General features: G+C 69.6%; 11 protein-coding genes and 1 pseudogene. 4 read left to right on the plus strand and 8 right to left on the minus strand.

Going from position 1 to position 11,452, the window contains the following annotated elements; all coding sequences use genetic code 11:
* Positions 1–132: pseudogene (locus BLT23_RS41940) on the plus strand (LLM class flavin-dependent oxidoreductase); the annotation flags it as partial.
* Between the two features lie 371 nt (positions 133–503).
* Here the strand turns inward: BLT23_RS41940 and BLT23_RS41165 are convergent.
* Positions 504–644 carry a hypothetical protein gene (locus BLT23_RS41165; protein ID WP_176947107.1) on the minus strand — a complete coding sequence of 47 codons (141 nt, stop codon included), beginning with the start codon at positions 642–644 and terminating at the stop codon, positions 504–506.
* A gap of 104 nt (positions 645–748) precedes the next feature.
* Here BLT23_RS41165 and BLT23_RS37240 point away from each other — a divergent pair, with 104 nt between their 5' ends.
* Entirely contained in the window at positions 749–1,339 is a 591-nt protein-coding gene (locus BLT23_RS37240) for a TetR/AcrR family transcriptional regulator (protein WP_245744564.1), read from the plus strand.
* 6 nt (positions 1,340–1,345) lie between these two features.
* On the opposite strand, the gene BLT23_RS37245 is transcribed toward BLT23_RS37240, so the two are convergent.
* Genes BLT23_RS37245 through BLT23_RS37260 form a run of 4 tightly spaced genes read right to left on the minus strand, consistent with a single transcriptional unit; the run spans position 1,346 to position 6,522 of the window.
* Positions 1,346–2,608: a cation:proton antiporter gene (locus BLT23_RS37245; protein ID WP_176947108.1), complete on the minus strand. Its 1,263-nt coding sequence runs from the start codon at positions 2,606–2,608 to the stop codon at positions 1,346–1,348.
* Positions 2,609–2,633: 25 nt separating this feature from the next.
* Positions 2,634–4,211, minus strand: a complete 1,578-nt coding sequence (locus BLT23_RS41170) for a histidine phosphatase family protein (RefSeq protein WP_176947109.1) — start codon at positions 4,209–4,211, stop codon at positions 2,634–2,636.
* Positions 4,208–6,094, minus strand: a complete 1,887-nt coding sequence (locus BLT23_RS37255) for an FAD/NAD(P)-binding protein (RefSeq protein WP_176947110.1) — start codon at positions 6,092–6,094, stop codon at positions 4,208–4,210. The genes BLT23_RS41170 and BLT23_RS37255 overlap by 4 nt, the downstream gene beginning before the upstream one ends.
* A gap of 8 nt (positions 6,095–6,102) precedes the next feature.
* Positions 6,103–6,522 (minus strand): OsmC family protein, encoded by a 420-nt coding sequence (locus tag BLT23_RS37260; RefSeq protein ID WP_090059619.1) that lies wholly within the window; start codon positions 6,520–6,522, stop codon positions 6,103–6,105.
* A 137-nt stretch (positions 6,523–6,659) separates the two neighbouring features.
* On the opposite strand from BLT23_RS37260, the gene BLT23_RS37265 reads away from it, so the two are divergent.
* Positions 6,660–7,982 (plus strand): hypothetical protein, encoded by a 1,323-nt coding sequence (locus tag BLT23_RS37265; protein WP_143036177.1) that lies wholly within the window; start codon positions 6,660–6,662, stop codon positions 7,980–7,982.
* Positions 7,983–7,988: 6 nt separating this feature from the next.
* Here the strand turns inward: BLT23_RS37265 and BLT23_RS41175 are convergent, their stop codons facing one another.
* From BLT23_RS41175 to BLT23_RS37275, 3 genes are all read right to left on the minus strand, one after another.
* On the minus strand, positions 7,989–8,129 hold the full coding sequence (locus BLT23_RS41175; protein ID WP_176947111.1) for a hypothetical protein: 141 nt from the start codon (positions 8,127–8,129) through the stop codon (positions 7,989–7,991).
* A gap of 125 nt (positions 8,130–8,254) precedes the next feature.
* Positions 8,255–8,812, minus strand: a complete 558-nt coding sequence (locus BLT23_RS37270) for an acyl carrier protein (RefSeq protein ID WP_176947112.1) — start codon at positions 8,810–8,812, stop codon at positions 8,255–8,257.
* Positions 8,754–10,685 carry a type I polyketide synthase gene (locus tag BLT23_RS37275; protein WP_090059628.1) on the minus strand — a complete coding sequence of 644 codons (1,932 nt, stop codon included), beginning with the start codon at positions 10,683–10,685 and terminating at the stop codon, positions 8,754–8,756. Before BLT23_RS37275 ends, BLT23_RS37270 begins: the two co-directional genes overlap by 59 nt.
* 430 nt (positions 10,686–11,115) lie before the next feature.
* On the opposite strand from BLT23_RS37275, the gene BLT23_RS37280 reads away from it, so the two are divergent.
* Positions 11,116–11,376 carry a hypothetical protein gene (locus BLT23_RS37280; protein ID WP_090059630.1) on the plus strand — a complete coding sequence of 87 codons (261 nt, stop codon included), beginning with the start codon at positions 11,116–11,118 and terminating at the stop codon, positions 11,374–11,376.
* The last annotated feature ends 76 nt before the right edge of the window (positions 11,377–11,452 follow it).

Here is an 11,452-nt window from a genome sequence, read left to right on the forward strand (position 1 = left end):
CAGCTCGCGTTCCGGGAGGTCGACGAGGTGGCGTTCGCGCTGCCGTTCAGCTTCGAGCACGAGGACTACGTCCAGATCCTCACCGACCTGGCGACGAAGCTCGGACCGGAGCTGGGCCGGCGGCCCGCCTGACCGGTCCCCGCCCGGCCCGCGGCGACGGTCCGGGAAACTCGGTCCGCGCGCGTGGGACTGCTCCGGCCGACCTCGGCGGGCGGGCCGGCGTCGCCGGGTCCACCGCGGACGGACACACCGTCCGGGACGGACTGACCACGCCGCACACCTCCCTACGGCCGGAGCCCGTCCGATGACCGGCGGGCTGGTGGCCGGTGACACCGGCAAGATCGGCGGCGCACGGGGGAGAAACTGGTGCGCGGCAACGGTGTGCCAGTTCGACCGGCCAGCGGGAACCCGGCCGCGGGCGAACCCGGTGCAGTCCGGTTCGACTGGACCGGACTGCTTCTCACCCGGCCGCGCCGCGCGGGGCGGAGTGGACGCGCGAGTGGTCAGAGCGTCATGAAGGTGTCCCTGTCGTAGCGCGACAATTCGCGGAGGAACTCTCCCACGCGGACCGCGAGCTTGGCGAAGAACCGGGTGATGGTGTTGCCCCTGCGCCCGTAGGCCGAGGTCCAGAGTGGCGGGAACATGGGTCGAGCGTGCGCCGCCGTGGTGCCGCCACGAGATTTCATGGATGAATCTGGACGGTTGTTGCGCGGGCGTGACGAAGGCGCTAACTTGAAACGGTCGGTTCATGTTAGTTTGGAGGGCGATGATGCCCGACGTCAAGCACTTCGACCCGGACGCCGTGCTCGACTCCGTGATGGGGTTGTTCTGGCGGCAGGGTGCCGCCTCGACCGGCATCCAGGACATCGTGACGACCACCGGCCTGAACCGGTCGAGCCTGTACTCGACGTTCGGCGGCAAGCGGGAACTCTACTTGGCGGCGCTGCGACGGTACGTCGACCTGCGCTCGCAGCCGGTCTTCGCACGGCTCGCGGAGGACGACCGCGGCCTGCCCGCCGTCGCGGACTTCTTCACCGGTCTCATCAGGACTCGCTGCTCGGGTGAGCACGCGCGCTGGGGGTGCATGATCGCGAACGCGCACGCGAACGGGGAGAACGACGACCCGGACGTCAACGCGGTCCTGCTGCGACACCATGATCAGCTCAGCGCCGCGTTGCGGACCGCGCTCCGACACGAGCCGAAGCTGCGTGTCCCGGCCGCACGGGCCGCGGACATGCTGGCGATGCTCGCCTACGGCGTGAACCTGCGTTCCCGCGCGGGCGCCGACCAGAAGACGCTGAACGCGACGGTGAAGGCCGCGCTCAGCGTCTTGGTCTAGCCACGGCTAGACAAGGACCTTTTCCCTATCCGGTGAGGGGAAGGCGACCTCGTTCTCGAAGCGCGGTGGCAGCGCCCACCTGTAAAGCGGCACGGCCGCCGCGGTGGTGATGACCGCGACGAGCACCAGCATCGAGAAGACTTCCTGGCTGATCATCTGCTGGGCCAGGCCGATGTTGATGAAGATGAGGATCATCAAGCCACGGGCGTTCATGAGGCCGCCGACCGCGAACGACTGACGCCAGCCGAAGCCGACCGCCCGCATGGACACCGCGCAGCCGAAGTACTTGCCCACGAACCCGGCGGCGAGGATCAGCGCGAACGGGCCGAGCAGCGCCAGGCTGGCCAGGCCGTTCAGCTGGGTGTTGAGCCCGGACAGCGTGAAGAACATCGGCAGCAGCAGGACGCAGACGACGTCCATCATCTTGGCCTGCACCGCTTCCCGGAACACCTTGTTGCGCGGCATCGCGAGTCCGGCGATGAAGCCACCGAACACCGAGTAGATGCCGATGTAGTCGGTGCAGAAGCCGGCGAGCAGCGCCACGCCGACGACGACGTACATCTGATCGAAGCCGAACTTGCCGCTGCGCTCGACCTGTCTGCCGAGGGGCCGCAGCAGTGGCCGGACGCCGAACAGCATGAGCAGGACGAACGCCGTCGCCAGGCCGATGGTCACCAGCGCGCTGCCGATGCCGGACGTGGCGTGCAGCGCGCTGAGCACGGCCAGGAAGCACCAGGCCGCGGCGTCGTCGATGGACGCGGCGTAGAGCGTGAGTCTGCCGAGACGTGAGTTCTGGAGGTTCCGCTCGTACAGGATGCGGGCGAGCATCGGGAACGCGGTGATCGACAGCGCGCCACCGATGAACAGCGCGAACTGGAACATGCTGACGCCGGGCACGGAGAGCTGGCTGTGCAGGAGCACACCGACACCTCCGCCGAGCACGAGTGACGGCACGATCCCGGAGACGGCGAGAGCGGCGGCTTTGCCGTTCTCGCCCTTCTCCTTCGACCCGTGGTCCAGTCCTGCGCCCACGAGGAACATGAACAGGGTCAGTCCGATCGTGCTCAGCACGTACAGAACGGGTTTGACCTCGGCGGGGAACAGCGCTTGCTGCACGCCGGGGAACAAGGCCCCGAACATCGTCGGGCCGAGCAGGACGCCGGCGACCATCTCGCCGAGCACCCGCGGCTGGCCGACCAGCAAGGCCAGCCTGCCGCAGCCCCACGACGCCGCCAGGATCACGGCGATCGCGGGCAGGACCTTGAGCACCAGCAACAGATTCGGATCGGTATGCTCAAGCACCGACTCCCCCCTTCTTCACGGCGGCACGGCTCGCCGGGATGCGCAGCTCGGTCAGCCAGCGCTCGTCGGTGGCGTCGACCACGACGCGGCGCGCGTACCAGCTGTCGAAAAAGGACAAGGCGAACGTGGGCAGCAGTGACCAGATCGCGAGGGTGGCGAGATCGGCGTGCCCGGTGAGCACAGCGATGATCACCACGACGAAGACGTTCGGATACGTCATCGCCACGTAGTCGTCGAGCCCTTGCAGGTCCCGGCGGCGCGTCAGCGCCAGCGAGATCAGACGCAGCGCGACGGCGACACCGACGGCCGCGAGCCCGTAGGTGGGGAACGTCGACAGGTCCAGCGACAGCGAGACGAGCACGATGAACGCCGTCAGCAGCAGCACGGCGACATAGGCGTTGCGCTCACCGAACTTCGCCGTCCGGATGGGACTGCGGCGGCGCAGCTGTTTCACCACCGCGTAGGAGAACAGGACGGTCCCGGTGGAGGCGAGCACGCTGAGCGCGACCGCGAGCACGACATTGCGGTCGAGCACCACCGACAGCACCGCGGAGAAGGACACGGCCGCCGCCAGCGAGGACAGCATCACGTGCGCGAACGCGGGCACGATCATGCCCCCCAGGCACCGGCTGACGGTCATGGCGACCACCGAGCTCGGCGCCGCGATCAGCACGGCGGCGTACCCGGCGTCGCCAAGCGGGACCCAGTGCAGCACGAGCGCCAGCAGGATGGGTATCGCCACGTATCTCAGCAGCACCGCGCGGATGATCCCGCGGTCGCGGACGTACCGGCCGGCGCTCTCGATCTCGATGCGGCACATGGTGATCACGCTGGCCGCCACGAGCAGGCCCAGCAGGACGTACGGTGAGGCGGGCAGCCGGACACCGGCGAGGTTGCCGAGCAGACCCGCGATCATGCCGAGGCAGAACACGACCGGGTGATGCACGACTATCCGGTCGTAGAGCATGTTTCGGTGCTTGTTCTCCCGGCCGACGTAGCTCGCGATCCGGCCGCCATGCAGCATCTCCGAGTTCGGCAGCCGGAGGTCGTAGGACTCTCCCACCGGCCGGTCGAGGATGAACCGGCAGATGAGTTCCACGACGTACTTGTGCGACACCACGCACACGGTCTCGCCGCGTTCCAGTGCGGGCACCAGCTCGTGGACGAAGAAGTCATGCACCCGTGAGCGGAACTGCTCGAAGGTCTCGCCACCCGACATCGTGTCGCTGTCGCCGTTCATCGCCTTTTCGTACTCGGCGATGCCGTGTTCCCTCTGCAACAACGATTTGCTCTTGAGCGTGTAGTCGCCGAAGTCGCGTTCCGCCAGCCTGACGTCGATGACCATGTCCGGCCGATCACCGAGGATCGTGCGCGCCGTGTTGTGCGCCCGGGACAGCGGGGACACGAACACGCGGTCGAATCGCTGGCCGCGGTGCTTGCTCGCCACCTTCTCGGCCTGGACCCGCCCGAGGAAGGTCAGCGGGGCGTCCAGATTGCCTGCGATGCGGTGCACGACGTTGCAGGTCGACTCGCCGTGCCGCACCATGAACAGCCGGTCGAAGATCGTCACTTCAGCTCCACCGGCGCGGTGCGGACCAGCTCGGTGTGCTGGGGTGACTGCCACTCCGACAACCGGGCGATGTCGCACATCGTGAAGACCGCGTGCTTCTCCACGAGCAGCGCCAGCAACGACGTCAGCCGTTGCGGGACACCGGGTTCGGCGTCGAGTGTCGCGGCGAACTCGGCGAGGTCGTCGGCGATGGCGGCACGCAGCTTCTCCCGCTGGTCGCGTTCGCGGGCCTGGAGGTACGCCTGGGTGGCGGGCAGAACCGACGCCCGCGCGTGCGCCAGGACCTTCTCCTTGAGTCCCGGGGCACCGACGTGGCCGACGAGCCACTCGGTACCGCGGACGAGGCAGTGCTGCACGTCCTCGGGGATCACCGAGACCTCCGGGGCGCGCATGTGGCGCAGCACTTCCATCGCGGTGTCGAAGCACTGGTTGCGCAGGGTGCCGATGCTGAACACAAACGCGCCGAGCCGGCCGCGGCGGCACGTCTCGTCGCCTTGGCGCATCGGGCCGACGCTGTAGAGCGTGGGGCTGACCTGCCCGTTCGCGCCGACGAGCTGACCGTGGCCGCGGACCTCGATGCCCCTGCCGGTCCGGTCGTGCGGGCGTGCCTGACCACGGTCTTGGACGAGGCCGCGCCACAGCGGGTGGGCGACCGAGCCGTAGTCGGTGGTGTTGCCGAGGCAGTTCACCACACGGTCGACGAGGAGGTCCGGCCGGTCGCTGAACGAGACGCGGATCTGCTGCCCCTCCGTGACCATCCCGGTGATCTCGGCGGGCAGCTGCGAGATCGTGCTGGGAGCGCCGGTGTAGCTGCGCATCCGGTTGCGCACCACGTTGCCGATGTCGGGCACGGTGCTGGTGCGGTGCGCCACGATCAGGCTCTTGTACCGGTCGAGCAGCATCCGCACGTCCTCCGGCGCGAGGCGGGCCGCCACCTCGGCGACGTAGGGCTCCCATGCCTTCATGATCCGTTCGGCGACGACGTCCGGATTCGTGTCGTGCAGCTGGGCGCGCAGGTGCTCGTATTCGGCCCGCACACCCTCGACCACCGCCGCCGGGGTCAGGGTGTCGGCGTCGAGGAACGGCGGTCGCCGTGCCTGCCAGATGTCGTGCTGGTGGTCGGCCGGGTACGTGCCGTGCATGTACCCGGCCCGTGAGCAGATGAGGACCTCACCGCTGTGGCCGGCGTTGACCAGCGAGACCACCGCGTCGAACGCCGTGAGCCCCGACCCGACGAGCAGGACCTTCTCGTCGGGCGCGATCGACTCGAACACGGCCCGAGAACCGTTGGCGTACGGGTTGAACACGAACCGCGGGGACCGCTCGACGTCGTCGTAGAAGGACTTGCGCACCGGGTCGAGGTGGCCGGTCGCGAACACGACGTAGTCGGCGTGCAGCATGTGCACGTGTCCCTCGTCACCGGACACGTACTGCACGAGGTGTCCCTCGCCGTCGGGCCGGACGTCCACGACCGTGCCGCCGCGCTCGGTCAGCGTCGCCTGGTGTCCCGCCTCGGCGGCGACACCGTGCAGCCGCTCGGTCAGGTACTGGCCGAAGACGCGCCGCGGCACGACGCAGCTCAAGCCGAAGTGGTGGTAGCGCCACCGGCTCGGCCACATCGTGCGATCAGCCTCGTGGTTTGCCCACTCCAGGAAGTCCTCGGCGCGCTCCCGGTACAGGGTGACGCGCCCGGCCTGGATGTTGAGCATGTGGTCCCAGGTCGTCGATGCCTCGCCGAACGCGATCCCACCGCCGCGCACACCCTCGTTGCGCTCGATGATCGTGATGTCCAGCGGCGACTCCGCGAACTGCAGCAACCTCGTCGCCGTCAGCGTGCCGGAGAAGCCCGCACCCACGATGACGACCTTCTTGCTCTCCGTCATGGCGCTTCTCATCCTCTCGACACCCACCTGTACTCGAACACGACCTGGATCGCGTCCTTGATCGAGTTGTGCACGATGCAGCCGCGTTCGGCCTTCAAGAACTGCTTGGAGAACTCGCCTTCGAGCTCTGCCGGTGCCGTCACCTGGACGGTCACCTCGGTGAACCGGGTCGGCGCAGGCGTGAGCACGCCGGTGACCTCCAGGCTGACCAGTTCCTCTTCGAGCGGGTGGCCCTCGCCGCGCGCGAACCCGAGGAAGGTGCTGAGAAAACAGCCGCCGAGCGCGAGCAGCAGCAGTTCCCCGCCCATCGGGCCTTTGTCGTCGCCGCCCTTGTCGGCAGGGCGGTCGATGACGACCGAGTGCGAACGCGCCTGGCCTTCGGTGACAGTTCCGCCGATGTGCTGGAGTGAAACGATGATCTCTGGCATGTGAGCAGCCTGTCCGACGGCCTTCGGTGAGTGGGCAGACGTGGACGATCCTGGACGAGAAGCCCGGCTTGCTCACACAGGGTTGACATCCCCGCTATCTTGAAACGAGCGTTCCAAGTTCGCAGAGGGGGCGTTCTGTGCTCACACCAGGACGGCCGCGCACACTCGACGAGTACGTCGCGGCGTTACGCAGGTTGAAGGTGGAGGCGGGAAATCCGTCGATCACCGACATCACCCGGCACATCCACGCGTCGTGGGGGAAGGCGGGGAGGCCGTGCAGCGAGTGGCCGGCGCGTTCCACCGTCGGGAACTGCTTCCAGCCCGGCAGGCGGCGCCCCAGCATCGACCTGATGCTCGCGGTCGTGGAGGCGCTGGTGAACGGCGACGTCGCGCTCGTGGTCCAGTGGCGTCAGGCGCTGAGGCGGGTGCTCGGGGAGACCGGCGGCACCAGCTTCACCAGCGTGCGCGACGAACTGCCCGCCGACCTCCCGAAGTTCCTCGGCAGGACCGAGTTCCTCACGAGGTTTGCGACCGGCGGCATCGTCGCTCTCGACGGCATGGCCGGCCTGGGGAAGACGGCACTCGCCGTGCATCTGGGACACAGGTGGACACGGTCCGGCCGGGTCACCGGCCCCGTGCTGTTCGCCGACCTGCACGGGATCGACGCGGCCTGCCCGCCTGCCTGCCCGGAAGCGGTGCTGGAGTCGTTCCTGCGGCTGCTGAACGTCCCCTGCGACCAGATCCCCCCGGACCTGCCGGCACGCGCGAGGCTCTTCCAGCGCAGGCTCGCGGGTTCCCGCGCGCTGGTCGTGCTCGACAACGTCTCGAACGCCGCTCAAGTCCGCCCGTTGCTGCCGCCCGCCGGGTGCCACGCGATCGTCACGAGCCGCGCCCGGTTGCAGAACCTGCCGTCGGCGTCACTGCCGCCGCTCACGCCCATCGAGGCGCTCGAGCTCCTCCGCCACGACGGCGGGCCGCGACTGTTCGACGCATCGTCCGCGATCCGGGTGGCCGAGGCATCGGAGGGGCACCCGCAGTCGTTGTCCATCATCGCCCGGCACCTGCGCGAGCATCCCGGCTGGACGCTGGACGACTACGTGGAGCCGATGGCCGCGCTCGCACTCGAGGGCGGGCTGCGCGACGCGCTCGCGCTGTCCGACCGCGCACTGCCGCCCGAGGCACGGCGGCTGCTGCGGCTGCTCACGCTGCACCCCTCTGGCGTGTTCGACGTGCACGCCGCGTCGGCGCTGGCCAACCTGTCCCCCCGGACCGTGCAGCGGCTGCTCGACGTACTCCTCACCGCACACCTGCTGGAGTACGCGGGACATGGCCGCTACCACTTCCACGGGCTGGTGCGGGCCTTCGCCACCGAACGGCTCGGTGTCGACGAGCCGGTCAGCCACAGCCGCCGGGCACTGGAGCGCCTCCTGGACCACAGCGGGCTGCGGCTGGCGAGCTGAACGGGATCAGCCGCTGGGCGGCTGCATCCGCAGCACCCTGGCGTCACCGCCGATCCGGTTCACGAGGTCGTCCAGGTCGTCCTTGAGCGCCACGCACCGGCCGCTGAGCCGGTCGCAGGCTCCGGACACGAGCGCGACCGGACTCACCTACGCGGCGATCGGGTTCGGCGATCACCACCGGCACGTGACAGCGCTGGACGGTACGCGGTGGTTCGCGACGGTGGCCGACCTGACCGGCAAACCGCACTGCGGTCCCACCGCTTCCACCGCTCTCACCGGCTTGCGGTCCGCGATGCTGCGCGCGGCGGGACTGGAGTTCGTGGTCGCGCCGGTCGGCGAGCCGGTGGTGCAGCTGGGCGAGCGATACGCGCTGAGCGTTCTCCCTGCGGTGGAAGGAAGTTCCGTTCGGACTCGGTGAACTCGGCCAGCAGCCCGTCCAGGTGGACCGCGAGCTCGGCCGGGGTCGGGTGGTCGAACACCGCGGACGGGGCGATCCGCAGACCCGTCGTCACGACGAGGCTGTTGCGCAGCCGCATGACGGCGAGCGAGTCGAACCCCTGGTCGTGGAAGCCCCGTGCCGGGTCGACGTCGGCCCGGGACTCCCTGCCCTGGGCGCGGGCCGCCGCGTCGCGGACGAGGTCGAGCAGAGCACGGGCGCGGGCCGCCGGGGCCAACGCGTCACGCGCACGGCCGGACTGGTCGATGTCGTCCACGGCCACCGGCGTCGCCGTGGTGACGCGCTCCTTCACCCCCGGCAGTTCCGACAGCAGCTCACCGGGGCGACCCGCCGCCGTCAGCTTCCAGTCGGCGGCGCCGACGACGAGGTGCACCGGACCACCCGCGCCCACCTTGCCCAGCCACTCGACCGCGCGCGCGGGGTCCATCGGCAGCATGCCGACGGTGCCCATCTCCCGCTCGTGGTGCGGACCGCCCACCGTCGAACCGCTGCGCCGCCTCCACGCACCCCTCGGTTCCGATGAGCCACGTGGGCTCCGGCGCACCCGCCGTGTCCCTACCGCCGCGCTGCGAGACGTGATCGGCGCTGCCCGAGACGACAAGGGCGGGAGCACTGCCGGTGGCGAAGGCTCGCAGCGCCGTGACGGCGTCCCTCCTGCGCTCGGCGACGACCACGGCACGATGCTCGAAGACGGCACGTGTGGTGGCGAGCGAATACGCGATGTCGAGCATGTCCGCGTCGGCGGAGTCCGCCAGCAGTTCCGCCAGCGCTTCCGCCCGCGCCCGCGACGCGGTGACCGAACGCGCGCTGAACACGAGCGGCAGCGCCCTGTCCTCGGGCACCACCCGGACGGCGGAGGGCTCCGGCGTCGCCGGTGCCTCCTCCAGGATGACGTGCGCGTTCGCTCCGCTGACGCCGAAAGCGGAGATCCCGGCCCTCAGCGGGCCGTCCGCCGACCAGAGCACCTGTTCGGTCAGCACCGAGACGGCGCCGGACGACCAGTCCACATGGGACGTCGGCCCGGACACGTGCAGGGTGGCGGGAAGCGTGCGGTGCCGCATCGCCATGACCATCTTGATCACCCCGGCGACCCCGGCCGCCGCCTGCGTGTGCCCCAGGTTCGACTTGACCGACCCCAGCCTGAGCGGGGCGTCGGCCGGCCGCGCCCGCCCGTAGGTGTCCAGCAGCGCCTGAGCCTCGATCGGGTCTCCCAGGCGGGTGCCGGTGCCATGCGCCTCGACCGCCTGGATGTCCGAGGCCGAGAGCCCGGCGTCGGCGAGCGCCGCCCGGATGACCTGCTCCTGCGCGGGACCGTTCGGAGCGGTCAAGCCGTTGGAGGCGCCATCGGAGTTGGTGGCCGACCCGCGCAGCACTCCCAGGATGCGCCTGCCGTTGCGCTGGGCGTCGGACAGCCGTTCGAGCACGAGCAGGCCCGCGCCCTCGCCCCAGCCGGTGCCGTCCGCGTCGTCGGAGAACGCCTTGCACCTGCCGTCCGGGGCGAGCCCGCGCTGCCGGGAGAAGTCGATGAACACCGCGGGAGTGGACATGACGGTGGCTCCCCCCGCCAGCGCGAGGTCACACTCGCCGCCGCGCAACGAGCGCATCGCCAGGTGCAGCGCGACGAGCGAGGAAGAGCAGGCGGTGTCCACCGTGAGAGTCGGCCCCGTGAAACCGAAGTGGTACGACAACCGTCCTGAAGCGACACTGCCCGCACTGCCGACGACGAGGTATCCCTCCAGCTCCGGCGGGGCGGGAACGAGGCGGCTGCCGTAGTCGCTGTACATCACGCCGGTGAAGACGCCGGTACGGGAGCCGCGCAGGCGAGAGGGCTCGATCGCCGCGTGCTCCAGCGCCTCCCAGGCGACTTCGAGCAACAACCGCTGCTGCGGGTCCACGGCGCGGGCCTCGTCCGGGCCCATGCCGAAGAAACCCGCGTCGAAGTCGAGCGCGCTGGACAGGATTCCGCCGTAGCGGGTGTGGTACGTGCCCGGGTTGCCGGGATCCGGATCGTAGAGCGCCGCCGGAAAACGGTCCTCCGGAAGGAGGCAGCGTCCTTCTCCCCCGCGCTCCACCAGGTCCCACAGCTCTTCCGGGGAGCCGATCTCCCCGGGATAGCGGCATCCGATGCCGACGATGGCGATGGGCTCGCTCCGGGCGCTCTCCCATTCCTTCAGGCGAGTCCTCGCTTGCATCAGCTCACTGGTCGCGCGACGCAGGTACTCCTGCAGCCGGTCCTGGTCCGCCATGGGTCCGCCTTCCTCCTGACTGCCTCGGCTCGTGCTCGTCGCCCATCGGACTCGCACGGGCTTCGCCGAAACTGCCGGGGAGGACGTCCGGGGGTCAATGAGGACCACCGCAATCGCCGCGATGCCTGCCGGGGACGGCACAGTCTTGGTCGACCAACCCGCAATCCTTGCGGCACAGGGACAATCCGTGTTAGTTGCTGCCCGTTGGGGCAGATCGGCCGACGGGTCCGCCGACGGCGCGACACGCCGCCTCATGGCTCTCCGATGCCTCCGCGGCCTGCCGGGGCGACCGCGACGGACAACCGCCCACCACAGCGCGGAGGTCCGCCCTCGAGCGCACGCCGGAAGTCCGTTGGGACTCAGTAGGCTCGGCGAACCGGTGGAAGGCGCACAACAGCGTCACCGGCATCCTCGTGAGGTTGACACCCCGATGAACAACGAGCCCTTGGTCCGCGCGATCGTGTCCGCACTGGCGTTCCTGGACGAGGCGGAGGACGACGAGGTCGACCCCGACGCGGCCGTGAAGGCGGCGGAGCACATCGTCCACGAGCTGCTCAAGATGAGTGATGCGGACCGGCGGGAGTTCGAGGAGACCGTGGAAGCGATCGCGGTGGCCTCGGCCGACAGTCCCGCCTACGCCGCGTACGTCCGGAAGCTGCCGTTCATGGTGTGGGGGCCGGAGGAGCAGTGACGACGGCGTCGCGGTGGACCCTTTCGCGCCGAAGGATGACCTCGTTGCCGTTCATGCCGTCGAACTCGGCCTTGAT

This window comes from Lentzea fradiae, assembly GCF_900100955.1.
In the GTDB taxonomy this organism is placed as follows: domain Bacteria; phylum Actinomycetota; class Actinomycetes; order Mycobacteriales; family Pseudonocardiaceae; genus Lentzea; species Lentzea fradiae.

What these genes read in the sequence shown, in the direction of transcription:
- BLT23_RS37260 (WP_090059619.1), bottom strand. Translation starts at nt 6,522, where the DNA reads ATGCCAGAGATCATCGTTTCACTCCAGCACATCGGCGGAACTGTCACC.
- BLT23_RS37275 (WP_090059628.1), bottom strand. Translation starts at nt 10,685, where the DNA reads ATGGCGGACCAGGACCGGCTGCAGGAGTACCTGCGTCGCGCGACCAGT.
- BLT23_RS37240 (WP_245744564.1), top strand. Translation starts at nt 749, where the DNA reads ATGTTAGTTTGGAGGGCGATGATGCCCGACGTCAAGCACTTCGACCCG.
- BLT23_RS37255 (WP_176947110.1), bottom strand. Translation starts at nt 6,094, where the DNA reads ATGACGGAGAGCAAGAAGGTCGTCATCGTGGGTGCGGGCTTCTCCGGC.
- BLT23_RS41165 (WP_176947107.1), bottom strand. Translation starts at nt 644, where the DNA reads ATGTTCCCGCCACTCTGGACCTCGGCCTACGGGCGCAGGGGCAACACC.
- BLT23_RS37280 (WP_090059630.1), top strand. Translation starts at nt 11,116, where the DNA reads ATGAACAACGAGCCCTTGGTCCGCGCGATCGTGTCCGCACTGGCGTTC.